Annotated in this window: 20 protein-coding genes; 16 read left to right on the top strand and 4 right to left on the bottom strand. The window is 60.6% G+C overall.

The window, feature by feature from the left end:
* Positions 1–12: 12 nt before the first annotated feature.
* The 6 genes from BW995_RS01105 to BW995_RS01080 all read left to right on the top strand — a co-directional run bounded on the left by BW995_RS01105 (position 13) and on the right by BW995_RS01080 (position 7,710).
* A complete protein-coding gene (locus tag BW995_RS01105; RefSeq protein WP_139332709.1) occupies positions 13–1,107 on the top strand; it encodes an OmpA family protein in 1,095 nt (364 codons plus the stop codon).
* Between the two features lie 95 nt (positions 1,108–1,202).
* Entirely contained in the window at positions 1,203–2,426 is a 1,224-nt protein-coding gene (locus BW995_RS01100) for an LL-diaminopimelate aminotransferase (RefSeq protein WP_076398159.1), read from the top strand.
* Positions 2,423–3,718, top strand: coding sequence for a homoserine dehydrogenase (locus BW995_RS01095; RefSeq protein ID WP_076398158.1), 1,296 nt, complete (start codon positions 2,423–2,425; stop codon positions 3,716–3,718). The genes BW995_RS01100 and BW995_RS01095 overlap by 4 nt, the downstream gene beginning before the upstream one ends.
* Before the next feature lie 163 nt (positions 3,719–3,881).
* Positions 3,882–4,898, top strand: coding sequence for a class II fructose-bisphosphatase (glpX, locus tag BW995_RS01090; protein ID WP_076398156.1), 1,017 nt, complete (start codon positions 3,882–3,884; stop codon positions 4,896–4,898).
* Between the two features lie 138 nt (positions 4,899–5,036).
* Complete coding sequence (gene recJ / locus BW995_RS01085; protein ID WP_076398155.1) at positions 5,037–6,839, top strand: single-stranded-DNA-specific exonuclease RecJ; 1,803 nt, start codon at positions 5,037–5,039, stop codon at positions 6,837–6,839.
* Positions 6,840–6,963: 124 nt separating this feature from the next.
* A complete protein-coding gene (locus BW995_RS01080) occupies positions 6,964–7,710 on the top strand; it encodes a hypothetical protein (RefSeq protein ID WP_139332708.1) in 747 nt (248 codons plus the stop codon).
* A 94-nt stretch (positions 7,711–7,804) separates the two neighbouring features.
* Here BW995_RS01080 and flgH read toward each other — a convergent pair whose 3' ends face one another.
* From flgH to flgF, 4 genes are all read right to left on the bottom strand, one after another.
* Entirely contained in the window at positions 7,805–8,572 is a 768-nt protein-coding gene (flgH, locus tag BW995_RS01075) for a flagellar basal body L-ring protein FlgH (protein ID WP_380220434.1), read from the bottom strand.
* A gap of 222 nt (positions 8,573–8,794) precedes the next feature.
* Positions 8,795–9,874 (bottom strand): flagellar basal body P-ring formation chaperone FlgA, encoded by a 1,080-nt coding sequence (flgA, locus tag BW995_RS01070; RefSeq protein ID WP_076398149.1) that lies wholly within the window; start codon positions 9,872–9,874, stop codon positions 8,795–8,797.
* Between the two features lie 59 nt (positions 9,875–9,933).
* Positions 9,934–10,719 (bottom strand): flagellar basal-body rod protein FlgG, encoded by a 786-nt coding sequence (gene flgG, locus BW995_RS01065; RefSeq protein WP_076398148.1) that lies wholly within the window; start codon positions 10,717–10,719, stop codon positions 9,934–9,936.
* 180 nt (positions 10,720–10,899) lie between these two features.
* Entirely contained in the window at positions 10,900–11,640 is a 741-nt protein-coding gene (gene flgF, locus BW995_RS01060; RefSeq protein WP_076398146.1) for a flagellar basal-body rod protein FlgF, read from the bottom strand.
* Between the two features lie 417 nt (positions 11,641–12,057).
* Here flgF and BW995_RS01055 point away from each other — a divergent pair, with 417 nt between their 5' ends.
* From BW995_RS01055 to BW995_RS01010, 10 genes are all read left to right on the top strand, one after another.
* Entirely contained in the window at positions 12,058–12,609 is a 552-nt protein-coding gene (locus tag BW995_RS01055; RefSeq protein ID WP_076398145.1) for a flagellar basal body-associated FliL family protein, read from the top strand.
* 53 nt (positions 12,610–12,662) lie between these two features.
* Entirely contained in the window at positions 12,663–13,835 is a 1,173-nt protein-coding gene (gene fliM / locus BW995_RS01050; RefSeq protein WP_076398143.1) for a flagellar motor switch protein FliM, read from the top strand.
* 2 nt (positions 13,836–13,837) lie between these two features.
* Positions 13,838–14,983: a DUF6468 domain-containing protein gene (locus BW995_RS20695; RefSeq protein WP_076398142.1), complete on the top strand. Its 1,146-nt coding sequence runs from the start codon at positions 13,838–13,840 to the stop codon at positions 14,981–14,983.
* A gap of 20 nt (positions 14,984–15,003) precedes the next feature.
* Positions 15,004–15,903, top strand: coding sequence for a MotE family protein (locus tag BW995_RS01040; RefSeq protein WP_084194480.1), 900 nt, complete (start codon positions 15,004–15,006; stop codon positions 15,901–15,903).
* A 385-nt stretch (positions 15,904–16,288) separates the two neighbouring features.
* On the top strand, positions 16,289–16,678 hold the full coding sequence (locus tag BW995_RS01035) for a response regulator (protein ID WP_076398140.1): 390 nt from the start codon (positions 16,289–16,291) through the stop codon (positions 16,676–16,678).
* Between the two features lie 102 nt (positions 16,679–16,780).
* Positions 16,781–17,545, top strand: a complete 765-nt coding sequence (locus BW995_RS01030) for a protein phosphatase CheZ (RefSeq protein WP_245821198.1) — start codon at positions 16,781–16,783, stop codon at positions 17,543–17,545.
* A 396-nt stretch (positions 17,546–17,941) separates the two neighbouring features.
* Positions 17,942–18,703, top strand: a complete 762-nt coding sequence (locus tag BW995_RS20355) for a flagellar motor protein MotB (RefSeq protein ID WP_175616949.1) — start codon at positions 17,942–17,944, stop codon at positions 18,701–18,703.
* Entirely contained in the window at positions 18,700–19,428 is a 729-nt protein-coding gene (locus BW995_RS01020) for a flagellar motor protein MotB (RefSeq protein WP_076398137.1), read from the top strand. Before BW995_RS20355 ends, BW995_RS01020 begins: the two co-directional genes overlap by 4 nt.
* A gap of 2 nt (positions 19,429–19,430) precedes the next feature.
* Positions 19,431–22,829, top strand: a complete 3,399-nt coding sequence (locus tag BW995_RS01015; RefSeq protein ID WP_076398135.1) for a tetratricopeptide repeat protein — start codon at positions 19,431–19,433, stop codon at positions 22,827–22,829.
* Positions 22,830–23,101: 272 nt separating this feature from the next.
* Positions 23,102–24,178 (top strand): hypothetical protein, encoded by a 1,077-nt coding sequence (locus tag BW995_RS01010; RefSeq protein ID WP_084194479.1) that lies wholly within the window; start codon positions 23,102–23,104, stop codon positions 24,176–24,178.
* Positions 24,179–24,360: the final 182 nt, after the last annotated feature.

Below are 24,360 nucleotides of genomic sequence, written 5' to 3'. Positions count from 1 at the left end.
ACCCCGGAGGCGATGCGAGCTAGGACCGCCGCCCTGACGGGCGGGCGCACCCGTGCTCTGCGGATGGGCAGTCTGGTTGCGGTGGCCTTGTTGTCGCTCAGCGCCTGCTCGACGATGCAGGACAGCTGGGATTCCGTGTTTGGCAGTGATGGCAGCAGTGAAAGCGAAACCGGTACCCCCAGCCCGGATGGCCTGAACGGCGTTGCCCAGCCCCCGGCCTACAGCAACGGTACCAGCACCCGCCGGATGCCCAGCCAGCAGTACGCATTGAACGAACTGCCCAACCAGTCAGCCCCGACGGTAACATCGGTTGCCACGCCGCAGGTGGCCGCCGAACCGGTGGTGCAGGAAACGCCTGCTCCGGTGGTCAGTCAGACTGCTGCTCCGGCCCCCGAACCGGTGGTCGAGGCTGCGCCGCAGGTGGCCGAAGCTCCGGCTCCGGTGGCTCCGCCCGTGCCGCAGCCCGAGCCCGAGCCAGAGCCTGCTCCCGCGCCGCAGGCGATGGCCGCACCGGTTGCCGCGCCCGAACCCGTTGCCAGCCCGGTGCCGGAATACGTGCCGCCGACCGGCGAAGCCGATGACACCACCACGGTGGTGAATGGCAACGGCAAGGTGACGGTGCAGTCCAACGGCCATGCTCCGGCTGGGGCCTCCGGGTCGGCGGCCAATGTCGGTGGTCTGGCGATGGGTCTCAGCATGACCGGCTCCGGCCCCTATCCGCTGGAAGCCTACAACAGCGCCGGAACCGCCGTATCGACGCAGGTGGCCACCATCCAGTTCGGCAACGGTGCCGCCAGTCTGTCGGCCCGCGACCGGGCCATCCTGCGACAGGTGGTCGCGCTGCAAAAGCAGCATAACGGCATGCTGCGGGTTGTCGGTCATGCATCTTCGCGCACCGGTGACATGTCGTGGGATCACCATGACATGGCCAACCTGCGGGTGTCGCAGCAACGCGCCCGTGCGGTCATGAACGCCCTGATCGAGATGGGTGCTCCGCGGTCGAGCCTGTATGTCGGCGCAGTCGCAGACAACGAGCCGATGTATCAGGAAGTCATGCCCACCGGCGAAGCCGCCAACCGCCGGACCGAGGTGTTCCTCGATTATTGATGGCAGTGACCCTGCACATCCCCAATATCGCACTCCGCCCGCCAGCGGGGTAACCATGCAACACTCTACGATGGCATTTGCCAGTCAGGTTCATCATGGAACAGGAATTTCATCGCATTAAGCGCTTGCCCCCTTACGTCTTTGCGGAAGTGAACGCCATGAAGGCGCGTGCGCGCGCCGCGGGCGAAGACATTATTGATCTGGGCATGGGCAACCCCGATCAACCGACCCCGCAGCACATCGTCGACAAGCTGTGTGAAGCAGCGCGGAACCCGCGCGCCCACGGCTATTCGATGTCCAAGGGCATCCCCGGCCTGCGCAAGGCGATGTCGGGCTATTACGAACGTCGCTTTAACGTCAATCTGGACCCGGAAAGCGAAATCATCGTCACCCTGGGCTCGAAGGAAGGCCTTGCCAATCTGGCGCAGGCCATCACCAGCCCGGGCGACATTGTGCTGGCCCCGAATCCCAGTTATCCGATCCACGCCTTTGGCTTCATCATTGCCGGTGGTTCGGTGCGCTCGATTCCGGCCACGCCGAACGAAGACTTCCTGCGGGCGATGGACCGTGGCGTGCGCCACTCGGTCCCCAAGCCGGTGGCGGTGATCGTCAACTTCCCGTCGAACCCGACGGCGATGGTGGCTGATCTGGCCTTTTACAAGGAAGTGGTCGACTTCTGCCGTCGGCATGAAATCTTTGTGCTGTCCGACATCGCCTATTCGGAAATCTATTTTGACGACGTGCCGCCGCCGTCGATCCTGCAAATTCCCGGTGCCAAGGACGTGGCGGTCGAATTCTCGTCGATGTCCAAGACCTATAACATGGCGGGCTGGCGTATCGGCTTTGCTGCCGGGAACCGCAAGCTGATCTCGGCGCTGTCGCGGGTGAAGAGCTACCTCGATTACGGTGCCTTTACGCCGGTGCAGGTGGCGGCAACCGCCGCCCTGAACGGGCCGCAGGATTGCGTCGAACAGACCCGGCTGGTCTATAAGGAGCGCCGCGATGTACTGATCGAAGGTCTGCATCAGGCTGGCTGGATGGTTCCGCCGCCACCGGCGTCGATGTTTGCCTGGGCGCCGATCCCGCCCGCCTTCCAGCATCTGGGCTCGGTCGAATTCTCCAAGCTGCTGATGCGCGAAGCCAAGGTGGCGGTTGCTCCGGGGTTGGGCTTTGGCGAGCAGGGAGACGATCACGTCCGTATCGGTCTGGTCGAAAACAAGCATCGCATTCGTCAGGCTGTGCGTAACATCAAGGGCTTTTTGCAGAACTACGACAAGGTTCTCGAAGATGCCGAAAAACAACGGGTGGTGTTGAAGTGAGTGATCCGCTGAAAGTAGCCGTCGCTGGTTTGGGGACGGTCGGTGCTGCCACCGTCCGTCTGTTGCAGGAACAGGCCGACCTGATTGCGCTCCGCTGTGGCCGTCCGGTGGTGGTGACCGCCGTCTCGGCCCGCTCGCGCGACAAGGATCGCGGCGTGGACTTGTCGGCCCTCACCTGGTACGACGACCCGGTGGTGATGGCGCGCGACGCCGATGCCGATGTGGTGTGTGAACTGATTGGCGGCTCGGAAGGAGCCGCCAAAGAGGTGGTGGAAACGGCGATTGCCCGTGGCTGCCACGTGGTGACTGCCAACAAGGCCCTGCTGTCGAACCACGGCCCGGCGCTGGCCGCTGCGGCCGAAGCCAAGGGCGTGGTGCTGGCCTATGAAGCCGCCGTTGCCGGTGGCATTCCGGTGATCAAGACCCTGCGCGAAGGTCTGGCTGGCAACCACATCAAGAGTGTGTGCGGGATCCTGAACGGCACCTGCAACTACATCCTGACCGTGATGCGGGCCACCGGGCGCGACTTTGCCGACGTGCTGGCCGATGCCCAGGCTCTGGGCTATGCCGAGGCCGATCCGACCTTTGACGTTGAAGGCATCGATGCCGCGCACAAGCTGTCGATCCTCGCCAGTCTTGCGTTCGGGACCAAAGTCGATCTGTCCAAGGTGCATATCGAAGGCATCCGCCACATCTCGGCGGTCGATATCCAGTTCGCCGAAGAACTGGGCTATCGCATCAAGTTGCTGGGCATTGCCCGCCAGACCGATCACGGTATCGAACAGCGCGTGCATCCGTGCATGGTGCCGGTGACGGCTCCGGTGGCGACCGTTGACGACGTGTTCAATGCGGTGGTGATCGAGGGCGATTTTGTCGGCCGTTCGGTGGCTGTCGGGCGTGGGGCCGGTGCTGGCCCAACCGCGTCGGCGGTGGCGGCGGATGTGCTGGACATTGCGGCGGGCCGCGCCAGTGCCTTTACCTTCGGCGTCCCGGCGGGCCAGTTGGCCGAGCTGTCGGACTGGTCGATGGAGCAGCACGTTGGCGAATACTACATCCGCCTGATGGTGCGTGACGAGCCGGGGGTGTTTGCCGATATCGCCGATGCCCTGCGCAAGGCCGAAGTGTCGATGGAGGCCATCCTGCAACGCGGTCGCGCTCCGGCGGAAGTGGTGCCGGTGGTGATGACCCTGCACGAAACGCGAGAATCGTCGCTGCGCAAGGCACTGGAAAACATCGCCGCCCTGCCGGCGGTGGTCGAGCCGCCGCGTGTCATCCGCATAGAATCGCTGTAAAACTGATCCCAACAAATGGGAAGTGCAGGATAAAAACAGACCCCCGGTTTTTGCGGTGTTCACGATGGACACGCAGGCCGGGGGTATGCTTTTCTGTCGGCCCGATGGACTGACAGGCTCCATGCGGAGACCATCCTGCAGATCTGGCAGAGGAAACAGAACCATGTCGAACCGTACTGCTGCGGCTGAAATCAGCACTCAGCTTGAACGCAACCTGGCCCTGGAAATGGCCCGCGTGACCGAAGCAGCGGCGCTGGCCGCGTCGCGCTGGCTTGGCAAGGGCGATGAAAAGGCGGCGGATCAGGCAGCGGTGGATGCCATGCGCCGGGCCTTGAACTCGATTTCGATCGACGGCACGGTGGTGATCGGCGAAGGCGAGCGCGACGAAGCCCCGATGCTGTACATCGGCGAAAAGGTCGGGACCGGCGTTGGCCCGAAGGTCGATATCGCCCTTGACCCGCTGGAAGGCACCACCATTTGCGCCACCGGTGGCCCGAATGCGCTGGCGGTGGTGGCTTGCGCCGAACACGGCGGCTTCCTGAATGCGCCGGACGTTTACATGGACAAGATCGCCGTCGGTGGTGGTCTGCCCGAGGGTGTGGTTGATCTGGACAATTCGGTCGAGCAGAACCTGAAGTCGCTGGCGAAGGCCAAAAAAGCCGAAGTACAGGACCTGCTGGTGTGCATCCTGAACCGCCCGCGCCACGAAGAACTGATTGCCCGCGTGCGCGAAGCCGGGTCGCGCATCATGTTGATCCCTGATGGTGACGTGTCGGGCGTGATCGCCACCGCCATGGGTGAACACGGTGCCGGTGTAGACATGTACATCGGTTCTGGCGGTGCGCCGGAAGGTGTGCTTGCCGCCGCCGCCCTGCGCTGCATTGGCGGCCAGATGCAGGGGCGTCTGCTGTTCCGCAACGACGACGAACGCGCCCGCGCCAAGCGGTGGGGCATCAGCGACCTGTCGAAGAAGTATACCCTGCTGGAACTGGCCTCGGGCGACGTGATGTTCGCTGCGACCGGCGTCACCGACGGCGCGATGCTGAAGGGCGTCCGCCGCTGGCACAACGGGGCGAAGACTGAAACGCTGGTGATGCGATCCAAGTCCGGTACGGTGCGGTGGGTGACCGCCAGCCACAACTTTGACCGCAAGACCGGCTTCGAGCCGGTGGATGCCTGAGGGTTTTCCGGCGTTTTAATGTGATCGGGCAAAGCGCGAGGAGGAAGCTTCTCGCGCTTTTGCTTTGGGACAGGGACGATGCGCAAAAGCGGACCCATTTTTGCGCTGACTGCTCTATAGTCTCGCGGTCGTGTTTCAATGAGGATCGTGATCGTGACCGTTCAACCTGACTCCTATCTTGGTGTTGACCACTCGGCGCAAGGACGTCGGTGGGTTTTGCGACAGACCGATGATCGGCAGGTGGCGGCGATGCGCCAACGGTTGGGGATTCCCGATGTGGTGGCGCGGGTATTGTCAGCGCGAGGCGTTGGACTGGATCAGGCCGAGGCCTTTCTGAACCCGACCCTGCGCGACCAGTTGCCGGACCCGTCGCACCTGAAAGACATGGACAAGGCGGTGGAGCGTCTGTGTTCGGCCATCCGTGACGGTGAAAAGATCGCCATTTTTGGCGACTATGACGTCGATGGTGCTACATCCTCGGCCCTGCTGGCGCGCTTTCTGACCGCGGTCGGGGTTGAGCCAGTAATCTATATCCCGGACCGCCTGGCCGAAGGCTATGGCCCGAATGCGCCCGCCCTGCAAACCTTGCGGTCGCAGGGAATGGCGGTGGTGGTGACCGTGGATTGCGGCATCACCGCTTTTGCTCCGTTGCAGGTGGCGGCAGATTGCGGGCTGGACGTGATCGTCATTGATCACCACGAAGCCGAACCGGCCTTGCCAGTGGCCTGTGCGGTAGTCAATCCGAAACGACTGGACGACCCCAGCCCGCACAAGCACATGGCGGCGGTCGGGGTGACGTTCCTGTTGATTGTGGCGCTGAACCGGACTCTGAAAGCTGCTGGCTGGTATCAGGGACGCTGTGCCGCCCCCGACCTGATGAGCCTGCTCGACATCGTGGCGCTGGGGACCGTCTGTGACGTGGTGCCACTGGTCGGGGTAAACCGGGCGCTGGTGGCGCAGGGCATCAAGGTGATGGCGGCGCGGCGGAACCCCGGACTGGTGGCGCTGGCCGATGTGGCCGGGGTGAAGGAACGGGTCGATGCTTATCATCTGGGCTATGTGCTGGGACCACGGGTGAATGCCGGTGGACGTGTGGGGGAATGTGGTCTGGGGGCTCGTCTGCTGACCTGTGACGACCCGCAGGAAGCGGTCGGAATGGCCTTGCGCCTGCACGAATACAATCAGGAACGCCAGCAGGTCGAGGCCGACGTTCTGTTCCAGGCCATCGAGCAGGCCGAAGGGGCTGCCCTGACCGCGGACGATCCGTTGTTGCTGGTGGCCGGGGAAAGCTGGCATCCGGGGGTGATCGGGATCGTCGCCGGTCGCCTGAAGGAACGCTACAACGTGCCGTGCTGCGTGGTGGCGCTGGATGGCGGGCTGGCGAAAGGCTCGGGGCGGTCGGTACCGGGGCTGGATCTGGGGCGGGCGGTGATCGCCGCCCGCGAGGCTGGCATTTTGCAGGCTGGCGGGGGCCATGCGATGGCGGCAGGATTCAGTCTGGCGGCAGACCGGCTGCCTGATCTGCGCGCCTTTCTGACCGAGCGGTTACGGGATCAACTGGCGGGCGGAGGGATTTCCCCGATGCTGGAAGTTGATGGTGTGGTGGATGTGCAAGGGGCCAGCGCAGACCTGCTGGAGATGCTGGGGCGGGTGGGCCCTTATGGGGCTGGCAACGAAGAGCCGCGCTTTGTGATCCCCCACGCCCGGATTGCCCGCGCCGATATCGTTGGTCAGGGGCACGTCCGCTGCTTCGTGACCGGTGCGCGTGGTGGGCGGTTGAAGGCGATTGCCTTCAAGTGCGTTGATTCCGATTTGGGGATGCTGCTGCTGAACACGCAGGGGAGTACGCTTCATTTGGCGGGTACTCTACGACTGGATAGTTGGCAGGGGCGATCCGAAGCCCAATTGATTATTGATGATGCTGCAATTGCACAACCATAAATGTCATTACTGCCACAAAACTAGAAGAACAATTGCAAAGGATAGGTATTTCTGAGACTATTCGCCTCACGATTGGGAGGATATCACGGCATAAACGCTGTGATTGGTGGTGCAGGGGCGACCAATGACTCTGTTCCCTTGGGTGAGAGCCTCAGGAATTACCCGCTCACGGCAACGGCATCGACGGCTGGTCGGGCAGCTTGACGGTCTGGAAGCGATTATGGCTTTGGCCCGAAAGGGGCATGCCCGTGGAAAGATTGTTTCTGGCGAGGTGGCAAAGACGCTGGCGGAAGCCGATGTCCGCAGCCAGAAACTGATCAGCGAAGCTGTCGAAATTCTGGTAGGTGCCCGGCAAGGCCGTATCGACATGCAGAAAGGCGAGCAAAAGGCCTTGCTGCGGTTGTCTCAGCGCGTGTGCGAGGAAAACGTGCTGGTTCATCTGCGCCAAAATCGCAAGACCCTGACGCAAAGCCTGAATCAGATAGAAGCCGTTCTGCTGCAACTGGAAAAACAGGTCGGGCAAACACGCTGCGCTTTGGCTGTGGACGGGACGTCACAGGGCTTGCCCAAGGCCTATGCCAAGACGGCTATTCAACTGGATGAGAAGATTGACCTGTTTGAGAAACAGGGCGTTATTCTGGAAACGCTGCGCCAATCGCTGGAACATGATGTTCAGTTGAGCGAGCAGTGGCTAGCCAGCCATGACCGCCTGCTGGGCAGTACGGTGGAGCCTCCCTCTAATGCCCGGAGCGAGATGGCTTTGTATGAGTTGAAGCGATACGTCGGCTGGCCGGGAGAAAGTGTACCGATACCTATCCCCGTCACGGGGGATGTGATGCTCTACAATCGCATCGAAAACATTCTGCGCTGAACTGCTCAGGGGCGATGTCCCGGCGAGGTTCCGCCCCAAATAAAAAGGCGCTGCAGTCTCGCAGCGCCTTTTTATTACAGCCATCTTCACCGGATCAGAACGGGAAAATAATGTCGAAAATCTGCTGCCCATAGCGGGGCTGCTGCACATCGGAAATCGTCCCACGCCCACCATAACTGATGCGGGCCTCGGCAATCTTGTCCCAGTCAATGGTGTTGTCAGAACGGATATCCTGCGGACGAATCACCCCGGTAACGCTCAATTCGCGCAGTTCAAAGTTCACCCGTACTTCCTGACGTCCGGCCACCACCAGATTGCCATTCGGCAGCACCTGCAGCACCACCGCCGCCAGACGGATGTTGATGCTTTCTTCGCGTTTGATCTTCCCGGTCCCGCTGGAGCTGGAGCTGCTGTCCACCGAAGCCAGCTTGGACGGATCAACGCTGTTCGGCAGGATGTTGTTTACCGAACTTTCCAGACCGGCCAAAGTGGGTATCCCAAGATTTTCGGCCCCGGCACGGCTGCGCGATGACGCGTTGTCCAACTCGGCCTTTTCACTCTGGATATCTACCACCACCGTCAGAATATCGCCGACGGTTGCCGCCCGCTGGTCCTTGAAGAACGCGCGCGAACCGGGACGCCACAGGCTGTTGGCGTTGTTATAGGCCACCTCGGGCGCAGGCATCGGCATGCTGACCGGCTGATAATCACGTTTCTGGGTCGGGTTCTGGACCTCGGACAGGCGTGGACCACTACCGACTTCGGACAAGCGTTCCATGGTACTACCACACGCCGACAGGCTGGCCCCCAGAGCAAACACCCCTGCCAGAGAGAGAAAGCGGTGCAACAGGTCAGAGCGCAGGGTAGTCATCAGAGTCTCCTCGGCCAGTCACAGCCTGAATTCCTAGAGCATTGTGCGAAAAGTGGGAACCGGTTTTCGCAAAAACAATGCGACAAAACAAAAGCAACCAGCATTGTGCGAAAAGTGGAAACCGGTTTTCGCAAAAACAATGCGACAGAACAAAAAGTTGGACCAGTGTGCATGCGTCACATTAATGCAGACTGGTCCCGGCCGTCAGGCCATTTATTGCAACGCGGCCGACTGGGCCGGATCGACCTCGACGGTCCGCGCTTCGATAACGGTTCCGAGAACGGTTTTACCCGAGCGCGGGTTTTGCACCTTGATCACGTCACCAACAGCACCGTCCTGCATCGCACGCCCCTGTGCCGTCAACTGCATCAGCGGCGTCCGCAAAACCATCGTCACCAGACTGCCCTTGGTTACCAGCGATGGACGCTCGATGTCCCGGTCCCGAAAGGCCTCTCCGGGGCGCATGACGCGGCGGGCCGCCTTGCCGATGACCTGATCGAAATCGGTAATCACGTCACTGCCCTGCAAAGCCCCAATCCGTTGCCGCATGAACCCGACGTCTTTCGCCTCAATCACCTGCCCACGCGACACGGTATTTTGCAGCACCGGAACATCAATCGTATCATAAGCCATTCCGGTCAGGGACAAATGCGTCGGTGCCATCTGTGCAGCCCGGACATCGACCCGCACCGTAAAGCGGCCATCTGCCCGGTTATAAGCAACCTCGTAAACTTCGATGGCAGGCGTCACGCCTGCCGGAATCGGAATGGTGGTCAACGGCGGTGACACATCGATCTCGGCGGTCGTCGGCATACCACGCTGGATCAACGACTGACTGATCGCCGCCATGATCTCGTCGCTGTGGATCTGCCCCGAAGCCCGCGTCAGAGTCGCCTGTTCGGACTGCGACAACGGCGTCCAGTTCAGGTTTTCGTTCTGTGCCAGCCGGGTCAGAAACGCCATGTCCAGCGTCACCGTCTTTCCCAGTTCAGGGGCCCGCAAAATTTGCCTGTCCCGCTCGGGCGGAACGCCATCGAACAGGTCATGCAAATAGACAACCTCGCCTTCGATGGTAATGTGATGGCGCAAGGCAACCATCGGCCCGATGCCTGACAACGCCGACGGCGTCGTGGTCAAGGCGCGCGGCACGCTTCCCAGGGACGAACCATTCCCGCTGCCCTGGGCGTCGGCACCACGCACCCCCGCAACGACCATACCCCCAACGCACACGGCGAACAGGAACAGGGCGCTGTAACGGCGCTGTGCCAGACGGAAGGCGGACAGGGGCATCATCAGGTCTCCTGCCGTCGGCTGCTACGGCAGAAGAGCCGACGGCTGTTCTATCAGGGTAATTACTTGATCTGGTTAACCTGCGACATCATTTCATCCGAGGTCTGAATAACCTTGGAGTTCATTTCGTAAGCACGCTGGGCAGAAATCAGTTCAGTGATTTCCGACACCACGTCCACGTTCGAGGTTTCCAGATAGCCCTGCAGCAGGCTGCCAAAACCCGGCTGGGACGGGGTAGACACCACCGGAGCGCCAGACGCCGCCGTTTCCATCAGCAGGTTGTTCCCGACGGCGGAAAGACCGGCTTCGTTGGCAAAGGTCGCCAGCTGCAACTGGCCGACATTCTGCTCGGCAGTCTGTCCGTCCAGCTTCACCAGCACTTCACCTGAGGCGTTGATGGTCACCGTCGTTGCATCGGTCGGAATGGTGATCCCCGGCTGCACAGTGTAACCATCGTTGGTCACCAGTTCACCGGTGGACGACAACTGGAACGACCCGTCACGGGTATAGGCCGTCTCGCCGGACGGCAGGGTCACCTGAAAGTAACCCTTGCCCTGCACGGCCACATCCAGCGTATTGTCGGTGCTGCTCAGGCTGCCCTGGGTGGTGATGCGGTAGACCGAAGCGGTTTTCACCCCCAGCCCGAGCTGGATGCCAGCCGGCACGATGGTCCCGGTGTCCGAAGACTGCGCGCCCGGACGACGGATGTTTTGATACAGCAGGTCATTGAACTCGGCGCGCCGTTTGGCATAGGCGGTCGTGTTCATGTTGGCGATGTTGTTCGAGATGACTTCCACGTTGGTCTGCTGGGCAAGCATCCCGGTAGCGCCGATAGAAAGCGAACGCATCGTTGTTATCCTTGTACGGGCGATCCAGCCGAATAACGCGCAGATCGCTGGTCTCGACGAGGCACGTCGCCTACACGACGGTCAGGGTCAAAAAACGGTTTCAGTGGACCGACCGCATCGCAATAGCACGTTTGGCCGAACCGAAAAACACCTTCACAGGCAAAACCTGTCTGGCACAGGTCAGACCTGCCTGGACCAGACGTCCATGGTCTTACCGGTGCGCTCGTTCTCTTTTTCCAGCATTTGGTTAACGTGTCCATAAGATCGCTGCAAATCGATCAATTTGGTGATTTCGACCACGCCGTTCACATTGGACTCTTCGATCGAGCCCTGGGCAACCTGCGGAATTTCCACCGGGGTCGCATCCTGCCCCGGCAGGGCATCGTACTTGTTGGCACCGACGTTCCGCAAAGCCTGTTCGTCCTTGAACTCAACGATCTTCAGCTTGCCGATCACGCCGTTTTCGGTCGAAACCGTGCCATCACGGGCGACCATGAACTGGCTTTCGTTGGGGGCGATGAACAGTGGCGTCCCGGCATCGGTCAGCAGGGCGTCACCATTGGAATCAACCACCTTGCCATCGGCATCCATCATGAAACGGCCAGCGCGGGTGTATTTTTCCCCGTCCGGGCCTTCGACGGCAAAATAGCCCTTGTTTTCCAGCGCCAGATCCATCGGGTTGCCGGTTTGCTTCAGGGCACCTTGCGTCAGGTCCTCGGCGGTGCCGTAATCCTGCACAAAGTTCACCTGTTCCTGAAAAACCGAATCATCGTTGCGCGTTTTGACCATATAGTCCGTGAATACGACATCCCGCCCGCGATAACCGGGGGTATTCACGTTGGCCAAGTTGTTCGCAACCACTTCCAGCTCACGCCACAGGGACGTTTGCCGGGAAAGGGCGACATAGCTTGTATTTTCCATGGCGAAGTTTCCGTTTACCGCAAGGCCTGCCACCAGGCACACACTTCAGACAGCAGAGCAGAGAGCCACAAAAGGCACCAGCATAACGATACGCCGGTTTGACACCATCTGGCAAACACTCTGTAAAACAACAGACTGACATCAAAGGTTGACGCTGGGACGCTAACGTGATGGAACCCTTTTCACGACCGGGGCGGCAGAATTTGCCGGGTCGGTGGCGGGGCTTCAACCCATTGTTAACGTTCGGCGGCTACAGTGATGCTATAGGCATCAGGCTAAGGTATGGTTAACGCGCGCACCACCACAGGGATTTTCTGCCTGCGCGTTTGCCGCTCACCCTGTCTGCCGGATGGTTTTCTGCGCCGTCCGTGGTATCAGTCTGACTGTATCTGGTTAAATTAGAGGCCGAGCAAATCCATGGCGGATGATCTGGACGACGAGTACGAAGAAGGCGAAGGCGAAGGCGAATCCGGTGGTGGCGGCAAGCGAAAAAAACTTTTGCTGATCGTCATTCTGGCCGTCCTGCTGGTTATCGGCGCTTTGGCCGGGGCCTATTTCGCAGGTCTGGCAGACCCTCTGCTGGGGGGTGGCAAGAAGGATGAAGCCGCAGCTCCGGCTGGCGGGGAAGCCCACGGAGGCGGTGGCGCTCCGGGGACGGTGCAGGCAGCGGTCTTTTACGATCTGCCGGAAATGCTGGTGGACCTGAACACCCAGGGCCGCAAGCGCACGTTCCTGAAAATCCGCGTCAGTCTGGAACTGGCATCCCCCGCAGACACCCCGACGGTGGAATCGGTAATGCCGCGCATCATTGACAACTTCCAGGTCTACCTGCGCGAGCTGCGGCTCGAAGACCTGCAAGGGGCTGCGGGCGTTTATCGCCTGCGTGAAGAATTGCTGGTGCGCGTCAATCAGGCTGTCCGCCCGGCAAAAGTGAATGACGTTCTGTTCAAGGACATGCTGATCCAGTAACCCGGAACCGCCGGGGACCATGATCAGCACAGCACAGAGTAAGGACGAACGAGATGACGCCAGCCGATGAACCGCCCCGCACAGCTGAGGACGAAGAAGCCCTTATGCGCGAGTGGGAAGCCATGGCCGGTAACGGTGATGGCGGCGGAGACGATGACGACGCCGATGCGATGGCCGCTGAATGGGAGGCCATGCTTGGTTCTGACGGCGGCGATCTCGGCGGCGGCGACAGCGGTTCGTCCAGCAGCGGTTCAGGGCGCGAAAGTACCCGCGTCCTGAATCAGGACGAAATCGACAGCCTGCTGGGCTTTGACGACTCCGAAGACGAACGCTCCGACAAAACCGGCATTCAGGCGATCCTGAACTCGGCACTGGTGTCTTATGAACGCCTGCCAATGCTCGAAGTGGTCTTTGACCGCCTCGTCCGCATGATGTCGACCTCTCTGCGCAACTTTACCTCGGACAACGTCGAAGTCTCCCTCGACAACATCCTGTCCCTGCGCTTTGGCGATTACCTGAACTCGATCCCCCTGCCCGCCATGCTGACGGTGTTCAAGGCCGAGGAATGGGACAACTATGGCCTGATGACCGTCGACTCTGCGATGATCTATTCCATCGTGGACGTGTTGCTGGGCGGGCGGCGTGGCACCGCAGCAATGCGCGTCGAAGGTCGCCCCTACACCACCATCGAACGCAATCTGGTCGAACGGATGATCCATGTGGTGCTGGCTGACCTGTCAGCCGCCTTTGATCCACTGTCACCGGTGACGTTCCGCTTCGACCGTCTGGAAACCAACCCGCGCTTTGCCACCATTTCGCGCCCCAGCAACGCGGCCATCGTTGCCAAGCTGCGGATTGACATGGAAGACCGTGGCGGCCGGCTGGAACTCCTGCTGCCCTACGCAACCCTTGAACCCGTCCGCGAGCTGTTGCTGCAGATGTTCATGGGGGAAAAGTTCGGTCGTGACTCCATCTGGGAAACCCACCTGGCCGAAGAGATGTGGTACACCCACGTCGAAATGGAAGCGGTCCTTGACGAGCAGACCATGCCCCTGCGCGAAATCCTCAACCTGCAGGTCGGCTCCCGGATCATGCTGAACGCGACTCCGAATTCGCCGATTGAACTGCGGTGCGGTGACGTCCCGATGTTTGGCGGGCAGATGGGCCGCAAGGGCAACCACATCGCCATTCGCGTTGACCGCAAAATCAAACGGCAAAGGGGCTGATCATGACCTTTGCAATGATCCTGGATCTGGTGGTCGTCGTCCTGCTGGTTCCAACCATCATTTTTGCCGTTATCCTGAACAACCGCCTGTCTGTGCTGCGCCGCAACCGCGAGGAGCTGGCGCGCCTGATTGCGGCTTTCAACGAAGCAACCGTCCGGGCTGAAAGCGGCATTCCCCGCCTGCGCAAGACATCCGAGGACGCCAGCCGCGCCCTGCAGGAAAAAGTCGAACGGGCGCAGTTGCTGCGCGATGATCTGGCCTTCATGATCGAACGGGCGGAAGGCATGGCGGGCCGGCTGGAAGGCATGGTCCGGGATGTCCGCACCGAAAACACCCGCATGCCCCCGGCGCGCAGCATGCCCAGCCCCCACGGACTGGACATCGAAAGCGTTGCCGAAGCCGCCGAGCGGGCCGAACGGGTACTGGGTGACCGCGAGCGTCCCGGCAGCGACAGAATGGGTACCGAGCGGATGGGTATTGACCGTGCCGCTCTGGAAAAGATGGTGGAAGAACGGGGTGGCATCCTCGGCGGTGAAGACCGCCCGCGCCGCCCACCCGTTGACCGTTCACCCCCGCAGGAACCCCGCCTCAGCGACCGTCCGCGACCTGCCCTGCCCGCCGATGACCTGCCGCCGGAGCATGCTCTGGCGGAACGGATTCTGGCCGAACAGGCCGGGCAGGACTTCAGCGCTCCGCTGGAACCCCGCCGCACCCGCGATCCGATGGCTGCCCTGCCGCCGCCCCGCCCCGCCAGGGCTCCGCAGGGCACCAGCCCCGAGCGGACTCTTGGGGAGCGCCCCCTTGGGGAGCGCCCCCTTGGGGAGCGCCCTCTGGGAGAACGACCGGCAGACAGCGAACCCCGTGAACGTCCCCCGACCCGCACCGCCTCCGGGACGCGCCCATCAGACCGTCCGGCCCCGGTCAGCCCGTCACGGGTGACACGTCCGGGCCAGGTGTTAGGAAATGCTTTAGCAGAAGAGGCGCAGAATAAGCCTGTACCCACCCCGGCACCGACCGCCGCCCCTGCACGGTCGGCACCCCGGCCTCCTCCGGTCACCGCAGCCCCGGCTCCGATTGCAGCCAAGGATGATGATGACCGGTCCGAAGCCGAACGGGAATTGCTGCGCGCCCTGCGTTCGGCGCGCTGACGATAAAGGATTAAACGGTAATGGCTAAAAGAGCATCCGCCCCCAAGGCCGCCCCGACGTCGCAGAAGACCTCCGCCTCGTCGGCGGGGACGGTCACGCTGCGGACATCCCGGCTGCGCCTTCTGCCTGCGGTGATCTTGATCGCCGTACTGACACTGTCGGTCCGCCTTGGCGGGCTGTGGCAGGATTACACTCAGGTCTTCTCCGGCGGTCTTACCATTGCCCCGTCAACAGCGCAGGCCGAAGGCGAGACCGCCGGGGTCGGCGGACGCCCTGCACCGTCTGTTACCCGGGTTCAGGTTCCGCTGAACGGCTCGAAAGACCCGCAGATCGCCGAAGCGGACCCCAAAAAGGCCGGCGAGCAACTGGCGCAGGCAACACCGGCACCAGCATCCGGCCAGAATTTAGCGGCGACCCCGCAAGGGGGCAACACCCCGCTGGGCAGCGCCGCCGCAGCAGCAGCAGCCGATCCGTTGCGTGATCCGGTCAACTTCACCCAGTCTGAAATCGAACTGCTGCAAAAGCTGGCGGAGCGCCGTGAGGTCATCGAAAGCCGATCGCAGGAGCTTTCCCAGCGGGAAGCCCTCCTGAAGGCCGCAGAAGGCCGAATCGACCGCAAGATTGGCGAACTGCAACAGTTGCAGAACACGATCACCGGACTGCTGAAAGAACACGATCAGCAGGAACAGGAAAAGGTCGCCCAGCTGGTCAAAATTTACGCCACCATGAAACCCAAGGATGCGGCCCGGATTTTTGACGAGCTGGACATGCCGATCCTGATCACCGTGCTCGAAAACATGAAGGAAGCCAAGTCGGCGCCGATCCTTGCATCGATGACTGCCGAAAAGGCTCGCCAGGTCACCGAAGAAATGAGCCGGCGTCGCGCAATCCCCTTGCCTGACGGAACGAATGGTGGCTAACTATCTCGCCTTTAAAGGGTTTCCAGAACAATAGTTCCCCCCTGACAAGGACCGTCCCGCGAGAACGATCGTTTTCACGTGGCAAAAAGAAGTCATCTTCCTTAGGGCCTTTTTAACAGACTGGCCGTAAAAAGAAGGTGGTGGATATAAAGGTATGTGCTATGCCTTTATAAACATCTGCTGATTTTCTCCGCGTCTTCCCCCGATATGGTGAGAAACGGAATTGAAGCGGATATAGGGTATTCCAAAGACCGATCGGTTCGAGGTATACCTATTTTTCTTAAAAGGGTTGCGCTTGGTGCCCCTAGTCCTTTAGAACAACAGCGGCTTCGCGCTTTCGCAAAAGCCGGGACTGCTTTAAGGGTTGTCGTGAACGGAGTGACAGATGGCTGTCGATAAGAACATGCGCGTTCTGATTGTGGATGATTACAAGACGATGCTGCGCATCATCCGCAACCTGCTGAGGCAACTCGGTTTCAATAACATCGACGAAGCGACGGATGGCAGCTCTGCCCTCCAGCAGCTGCGTTCTGGGACCCAGTATGGCTTGGTGATCTCTGACTGGAACATGGAACCGATGACCGGCCTTCAGCTTCTGCGTGAAGTCCGTGCCGATGCCAAGCTGAAGGCTCTGCCCTTCATCATGGTTACCGCTGAATCGAAGTCGGAAAACGTGATCGCTGCCAAGGAAGCTGGCGTTTCCAACTACATCGTGAAGCCGTTCAACGCAGAAACGTTGAAGGCCAAGATGGTCAGCGTGCTGGGCGATTTCTGATCGCACACTCTGTTGCGCAGAGGGGGGATGACACCGATCACTCCCCATTGCCAGCAGTCACACCCTGCCCAACAGGGTGTGTTCTTGAAATGGGGGCGAGCCATGGCATCACAAATGACCCGTGCTGAAGATGGCCGCCGCCCGTTGCATACAAATCCCCTCCTTGATGGTTTTGACGAGCGTTTGACCGCCTTGGTGTCTCGGCAGGAAACCGTTGAAATGTCCGTTGAGGCTGTCGCCGATGTGGTGCAAGCCTTGATTGGCTCCCTGGAGGGAGATCTGCAGGCAGACGACCTGCACCTTTACAACGAAGTTGAAGGCCTGGCAGATTTCATCCGTTCCGCACGGGCAGAAATCGTCGCCATCAACCCCACGGACATCCGTGAAGAATTCTTGCCAACGGCCGCCGATGAGCTTGATGCCATCGTGCAGGCGACCGAGCAGGCGACCGGTGCCATCATGGATGTCACCGAGATGATCGAAGACGTCATCCAGAGAGCCACCCCCGAAGATGCCGAAACCCTGCAGAATGCGGTGACGGCGATTTACGAGGCCTGCTCGTTTCAGGACATCACCGGTCAACGCATCACCAAGGTGGTCCGCATGCTGAAAAGCATCGAGGTCCGGGTTGATGCCCTTGTGGCGGCCTTTGCCCCCAAAGGTGGTCTGCGTGCCGCAGCACTGATCACCAACGAATCCACCAGTCAAGAGGCCCTGAACCTGCAGCAGGCCGGAAATTTTGGCCGCACGCAGTCTCAGGCCGTTGGGGATCGTCCCGATGACAGCAGCCTGCTGAACGGCCCTCAGGCCAATGGGGATGCCATGGGGCAGGACGACATCGACGCCCTGCTCAAAAGTTTCGACTAGAGCTGTGAGCTTTGACCCTGACTCCTTGCGGTTGGCCGTACTGCCCCCTCGATAGATGTCGGTCCGTTGTTTTCGCACGATACTCCAAGAGGATAAGAGATGCGCTCCCCGGTCAACGGTCCTCATGAGCAGCATCGGGATCATCATTCCCCCCTCTCTGACCGGGAAGAACTCGACCTGCCTCTTCCGGTCGATGAAGATCCTTTTGACTTTGTACCAGCCCCGGTCCAGCTACCAGCAGACTCATCACCTGCAGCGCCATCCCCTCGTCCCGAAGAAACCGGGCCCCCGGAGGCCCTGCCTCTTCCCCAGTCAGAATCCCCCCCGCCGACGACAGAAATTACTCCTGCCCCCCCCTTAGGGCCGCCGGGGCCGACAGAGGCACCGGAGTCGGCCTTGCCCTCTCCCCTCTATCAACGCCTGTCACGACAGCAGGGCACCCATTACAGCACCCACGGCTCTGCGACCCTTATGGTGGCATTGGCCTTGGTTTTGCTGGTTTTTTTTGTTGTTCTGATCTCGATTTCAAAGGCTGACCAACAGCGAAAAGCCGCTGTGCTGGACTCGTTGCGCAAGACGTTTCTTCTCGCGCCTGCCAGCCCACCGGATCTTTCCAGTCTGAAGCAGGAGCTGACGCTAACCCCGGTCGAGCTTTATCAGCAGCAAATTACCGAGCTGCTCACCAAAGAACTCCCCTCGCCGAAATTGCGCCAAAATACTTATGGCAGCACTCTGGTTGCAAACATCCCGTCCGAGTTGCTGTTCCTCCCCTCAACCGCGGATTTGCGTCCAGCCCGCAACAAATTTATTGATGGTTTGGCTGCCTTGCTGATCAACGCTCCACCCGGAGTTACGTTCAAGGTAGAAATAGTTGTTGGAACCAATTACGATTCAAGCAAAATAGAGGAACGGATTGAACCGATGGCCAGATCGCGAGCCGCAACGCTGGCGGTGGCCATGATGGAACGGAACAGCCCCGCGGCAACCTTTGCCATCGGGGCGGTCAGCGGAAAGGCCGAGACGGTCAGAATGACCTTCACGGCCATCGATCGGGAACCGTCGGGGACGGCAAAACCTTTGCAGCACGGAACGGGCAGCGAAGCTGGGGGCGACAAGACAACGGGTGCAGCGCCGGCTGAGGGAGGCAAGGCAAAGTGATCACGCAGGGTGATGACCGCATCGGGCAAGCCACATTCTTCACGGGCCTTGACCAGACGAATGAACAGACGACGCACTCATCCGGCCTGTCCGCATCATGGATGTGGACACTGGCCGATCTGTCGACCTTGCTGTTAACGTTTTTCGTGCTGGTCTTTGCCACCACCGCACCGGAAGAGAAAAACTGGAAATCATTGCTGAATGGCCTGCAATCCGGTCAGGTCACCATCCTTCCCCACAGCGCCCCGCTTCCCCCGACCTCGACCCTTCTGTCATCACAGAGCAGCGACCCGGGTGAAGACGTCCGCTATGTCCGCAACCTGCTGGCGGCGGCGCAGCAACAGGAACCTGCTCTGGCCGGTATTACGGTTGAGGAAGAAAATGACCATCTGCGCCTTGGCTTTCCTCCGTCCCTCAGCCTTAACCCACAGGGCTCGGCCATTCAGGCGCTGGTACGCGTGCTGGACCGTCTGCCGAATCAGATCATGATCGAAAGCATGCTGATCCCGCCATCGCCCTCTGCCATCATCGAGCACTCGGTTTGGGAACAGGCGCTGGTCCAGACCGAAGTCTGGGCAGCCTTCCTGCGAAATGCCGGATATGATGCGGGAATATCGCGCAATGTGCGCATCATCTATGGGCAAGAGGGGGCGAGTCATGGTACCCCTACCGCACCTGCGGCATCGATGATTGGGCTTTTGTTATTGCCGGAGGCCAAGGGGTGAGAATGCGGTCTTTGGTTTCCCTTATCGGAGCGCTGTGCGCGCTGTGGCTTGTCGTCCTGCTGCCGAACGGTGCAGGCGCGGCGGGCATTCGCGCGGCAACTCATGACAATTTCGCCCGAATGGTCTTTGACTGGAACGAAAACGTCACCCATACCGCTGAAGTTCAGGGGCGATCGCTGATCGTTCGCTTTAACCGCCCCTTTGACGGCGACCCGAAAACCGTCCTCAAACCGTTGGGGACATACGTCAGCGGCGTGACGCTGTCCGAGGACCGGAAAAGCCTGACGTTCGCCCTGAAGGGCGACTATGCGGCCACGGCTTTTCTATCGGGACAGTCGGTGGTGGTCGATCTGAAACCAGCCAAGCCTGACGCGACTCCGGATACCAAGGCCGACCCCGCGACAAAAGCCGATACCACCACCAAAACCGAGGCGAAGCCCACCCAGAGCGGGCCGCAGTTGCCCGTGCGTGTTGGCAGCCACAACGATTTCCAGCGGCTGGTCTTTGACTGGCCGAAAACCGTCGCCTACAAGGTCAATACCAGTGGCTCTCAGGCGCAGATCGTGTTCGACAAACCGGCTTCCATCAACACCGATGCCCTGCGCAATTCCCTGCCACCATCCCTGAAGACATTTACTGTCGATGCGACCGCCTCCGGGCTGTCGATTGTCCTGCCAATCCCCGAAGGTGGGCGGGTTCGCCATTTTACCAACGGCCCGAAAGTGGTCGTGGACGTGCTGGTCTCGGCGGAACAGGCTGCCAAGGCCGCCGAAGAGTCTCCGGCGCCACAGCAACTGGCCGCCCTGCCCCAGGGTGATGATGACGTTTCCCCGGCCTCGGCCAGCAACGCCAAGGACAAGGCTGCAGCCAGCACCAAGCCTGCTGATACCAAAACAGACAAGGGTGCGGCTGCGACCGCCCTCGACAAGGCCCTGAAGGACAGCATCCAGCCCCCGGCCGGCCTGACCGCGCAGACAGGTTCCACCACAGCCCCGACTGGCGCGACCCCGGCCACAGCAGGCAAGGATGACACGGCCGATACTGCGGCAGCTCCCGGCGTGCGCTCGGTTGTTGCCAGCCTGTCGTTCCCGTGGAACGAACCGACCGCTGCCGCGGTATTTGAACGGGCGGGATACTACTGGGTGGTCTTTGACCGCCATCAGAATGTCGACATGAAGCTGCAGAAAAAGCTGGGTGGTTCGGTGGTTCAGTTCATCGAACAACTCCCCAGCCGCTCGGCGACCGTCGTCCGCATGCTGATCGAGCCTGGCTATAATGCTTCGGTCCGTCGCGAAGGCCTGCTGTGGGTGGTCGATTTCATGCGCCAGCCCTACCGCCCGACACATCCGGTCGAAATCTCGCCGCAACCCAAGAGCCCGGTGGGGCCGCGCCTGTTCATGCCGGTCAGCGACGCCGCCAAACCGCTGGTGCTGCAGGACCCCGAAGTGGGCGACCGTTTCATCACCGTCCCCCTGCTCGCGCTCGGCAGCGGCGTCTATCCGCCGCATTCCTATCCTGACGCAACCTTACCCGCGACCATTCAGGGGATTGTCGTCGAACCACAAAACGACAAGGTGATGGTCAACACCAGCCGGAATGGCGTTGATGTCACCGCACAGGGTGGCCTGACCTTCTCGACCGATCTGGCCCAAATTCAGGCCACTTCATCGATCGGGGCCAGCACCGACCTGACCCGCGTGCTGGATATCGGCTCGTGGATGCATGGTCCCAGCGAAGATTTCATCAAAAACAAACAGGTTCTGCAGGCTGCCGTCGGTATCGCTCCGGCCAACCGCCGCAACCCGGCCCGACTGGAACTGGCACGCTTTTACTTCGCGCACGGCTATGAAGCCGAAGCCCTTGGCATTCTCGATACCATTGCCGCTGACAGCCAGGACCTGCCCAACAGTGGCGCGTTCAAGGCCCTGCACGGTGCTGCCAGCTTCATGATGGGCCGCTGGGCCGAAGCTGTGGATGACTTCAGCCACCCGAGCCTGGCCGGGGTCGAGGAGGCTGCCTTCTGGCGGGCACTGGCTCAGGCCGAACTGGGGCAACCCGAACTCCAGGCACAGACCGTGCGCGATTTCGGGGGCGTCCTGAACGGCTATCCGCGCGCCATCAAGGTTCCGCTGGCCCTGCAGGCTGCGCAGATCGTGATGCAGACCGGTGACGATCAGGCCACCAACACCTTCCTTGCCGCCGCCGAGGCCGAAGACAATACCCCGCATGAAAAGGCTGCCATCACCTACATCAACGGCAAGCAGGCCGAGATGTCGGGGAATTACGAAGGCGCCGTCGAAAAGTGGGGCACGCTGGAAGACAGTTCTGACCGCTATTATCGTGCCCTGGCCACCCGGGACCGGCTGGAACTGCTGTCCCGCATGGAACAGCTTGACCGCCCGAACCTGATCAAGGGACTGGAACGCCTGCGCTTTGCCTGGCGTGGGGGGCCTTTTGAACTCGGCCTGCTGATGCGACTGGGCGACCTTTACAGCGACGAAAAGGAATATGGCAAGGCCCTGCGCGTCTGGCAGCAGGCCGCCACCTATTTCGACAAGCAGCCCGGTGCCGAACTGGCAATGAACCGGATGCGCGAGACCTTTGACCAGTTGTATTACGGTGGCCTGGCCGATTCGATGCCGCCGTTGCGTGCCATTGCCCTGTACGATGAATTCCGGGAATTGACCCCGACCGGGGAAAAGGGCGACGAAATGATCCGTCGCCTGGCCGATCGTCTGGTTTCCGTCGATTTGCTGCAACAGGCCGCCGCCCTGCTGGAACGTCAGGTCAAATATCGCCTCGGGGGTGCAGAACGGGCCAAGGTTGGCGCTCGTCTTGGCTTGGTCTATCTGCTCGATCATCAACCCGACAAAGCCGTCGAAGCCCTGCTGCAGAGCAAATCACCCGAAACCTCTCCCGGATTGGAACGGCAGCGGCAGCAGTTGCTGGCCCGCGCCCTTGCCGACGTTGGCCGCCCGGAAGATGCCGTGATCCTGCTGGAAGGTGACGACAGCCGGAACGCCGACCTGCTGCGGGCTGAAATCGAATGGAAATCCGGCAACTGGAAAGCCGCCGCCGCAGCGCTTGCCAAGGTTGTTCCGCCACCCGAGCAAGCCACAGGTATGACGGAAGAGGACGCCCGTTTGATCCTTGATCTGGGAACCGCCCTCACCCTGTCGCAGGATGAACGGGCAGTCGCCGATTTGCGGGTTCGTTATGGCACGGCGATGGCGCAAACTCCGTACAAGGATGCCTTTACGCTGATCACCACCCCGCCGGTTTCCGGGGTGATCGATTACCGTACCGTTGCAGACCGCATCAAACAGGCTGAAAACTTCAAGTCGTTCATGTCCGCCTACCGTGAACGCTTGAGAGACGGCGGCCTGAGCGCGATCAACTAGAGCGTTGTGCGAAAAAGTGGTTCCGGTTTTGCGCGGTATCACTGCGACAGGTCAAAAGGTTAGGCCAGCGTGCCTGCGTCACATCACAGTACACGACAGTTGGTTCAATCCGTGCAGGCTGCCGCCTGAAACCGCTCGGGGCCTTAGGCCCTGAACCCCCATTTTTCTTTGAATATCAAAAGAATGGGCTCTGGGGCCTCAAGGCCCCAGCGAGGTGTGGAGCAGCGCTCCACGTCCTTGTTTCTCAACTGGTTTGTATAATGGGTGTGGCCATGACGTCTGATGATCAGAAGCCTTCCCCGGCGCAACATGCCGGGACGACAGCAGAGCCCCTCCGCATCCACTTTGAACACACCCTGTTCCATAAAGTTGATGACATCTATTTCAGGATCGACGAACAGTCCGATGATCCCGTTGCGGTGGTCACCTTGGGGGTCGAGACTGTCGTCCTGCCACTGCGCGGGATCATGCGCGAATTCAACCTGCAAGACACCCCCGATGGTGAGATGCTGGAATTGCTGGCCAAAAGCCTGAAATATGTCACTGCCTTGCGCATGGGTGACCCGGTTCCCTCGGAAATTCTGACCCGCGAAGCATCGTGGGAACCCGACGCCCGCCACAAGCAGATTGCCTATCACCGGCTGGCAATGCAGTTGCTGGGGTGGCTGTCTGGCGACGAGCACATCATCACCGACCCGGAAGAGCTGTTACAGGTCGCAGGTGATCCAACCTTTCGCAAAAAAATCAATGATGCCTTCGGCGAGGCTGCCGAGGCTCTGGGGCTGGGCCGTGACAACAAGGAACAGGTCACCCATTACATCGCGGCGCTGGCGCATGAACTTTCCTACATCGAATCGATGCGGGACCAGTTCAAACAGATGCAACTGATTGACGTCAAAATTCAGGAGCTGCGGCGTCTGTATGGCAACCACAGGACCGTTCTGGAAATAGCCGATCCCTGCGCCCGCCTGATGGAACGCGCCTTGTCAGATTTCAAAATCCTGTTTGATCAGGCCGATGGACAGACCGGTGAAATCATGGCTGCCCTGCGCAATATCGAACGCGAACGCAGCTATATCCAGGACATGCGCGACCAGTTGCATATCCGCCTGCTGGCATGGAAACCGATTCTGGAAAAGTGGCACAACCAGCCAGTACGCCGCAGCCAGCATGCCGAAGAGCTATTGGAAGAGACCTACCACTTCCTGGCCCCCCGCTACATGCCCGTTGATCAATGGGTGATGATGACCAAGCTGCAATCCCCGAACCACGAAGCAGACCACAGTGGTGTTTCGTCGGTTGAGGATCAAAAGGTCAAAAAACTCGGCGGAGAAATGAGCTGGTTTTAGAGCAGTAAGCGCAAAAGCGGGAACCGGTTTTGCGCAGATGCACGGTACACGACAGTCAGGAAACAAGGATGTGGAGCGCTGCTCCACACCTCGCTGGGGCCTTTAGAGCATTTTCAAGTTGACCGTCTCCGGTCAACGGCTCGGAAAATGCGGCACTAAAAACAGAGAGCGTTTTCGCTCGG

The organism is Insolitispirillum peregrinum (assembly GCF_900156605.1).
Lineage (GTDB): Bacteria > Pseudomonadota > Alphaproteobacteria > Rhodospirillales > Rhodospirillaceae > Insolitispirillum > Insolitispirillum peregrinum.
This window is presented reverse-complemented; position numbering and strand designations above follow the sequence as displayed.

Coding starts and splice junctions, on each gene's coding strand:
- flgA (WP_076398149.1), bottom strand. CDS start 9,874: ATGATGCCCCTGTCCGCCTTCCGTCTGGCACAGCGCCGTTACAGCGCC.
- BW995_RS01040 (WP_084194480.1), top strand. CDS start 15,004: ATGGCTAAAAGAGCATCCGCCCCCAAGGCCGCCCCGACGTCGCAGAAG.
- glpX (WP_076398156.1), top strand. CDS start 3,882: ATGTCGAACCGTACTGCTGCGGCTGAAATCAGCACTCAGCTTGAACGC.
- BW995_RS01035 (WP_076398140.1), top strand. CDS start 16,289: ATGGCTGTCGATAAGAACATGCGCGTTCTGATTGTGGATGATTACAAG.
- BW995_RS01055 (WP_076398145.1), top strand. CDS start 12,058: ATGGCGGATGATCTGGACGACGAGTACGAAGAAGGCGAAGGCGAAGGC.
- BW995_RS01100 (WP_076398159.1), top strand. CDS start 1,203: ATGGAACAGGAATTTCATCGCATTAAGCGCTTGCCCCCTTACGTCTTT.
- BW995_RS01015 (WP_076398135.1), top strand. CDS start 19,431: ATGCGGTCTTTGGTTTCCCTTATCGGAGCGCTGTGCGCGCTGTGGCTT.
- BW995_RS01105 (WP_139332709.1), top strand. CDS start 13: ATGCGAGCTAGGACCGCCGCCCTGACGGGCGGGCGCACCCGTGCTCTG.
- BW995_RS01080 (WP_139332708.1), top strand. CDS start 6,964: ATGACTCTGTTCCCTTGGGTGAGAGCCTCAGGAATTACCCGCTCACGG.
- fliM (WP_076398143.1), top strand. CDS start 12,663: ATGACGCCAGCCGATGAACCGCCCCGCACAGCTGAGGACGAAGAAGCC.
- BW995_RS01030 (WP_245821198.1), top strand. CDS start 16,781: ATGGCATCACAAATGACCCGTGCTGAAGATGGCCGCCGCCCGTTGCAT.
- recJ (WP_076398155.1), top strand. CDS start 5,037: ATGAGGATCGTGATCGTGACCGTTCAACCTGACTCCTATCTTGGTGTT.
- flgG (WP_076398148.1), bottom strand. CDS start 10,719: ATGCGTTCGCTTTCTATCGGCGCTACCGGGATGCTTGCCCAGCAGACC.
- BW995_RS20695 (WP_076398142.1), top strand. CDS start 13,838: ATGACCTTTGCAATGATCCTGGATCTGGTGGTCGTCGTCCTGCTGGTT.
- flgF (WP_076398146.1), bottom strand. CDS start 11,640: ATGGAAAATACAAGCTATGTCGCCCTTTCCCGGCAAACGTCCCTGTGG.
- BW995_RS01010 (WP_084194479.1), top strand. CDS start 23,102: ATGACGTCTGATGATCAGAAGCCTTCCCCGGCGCAACATGCCGGGACG.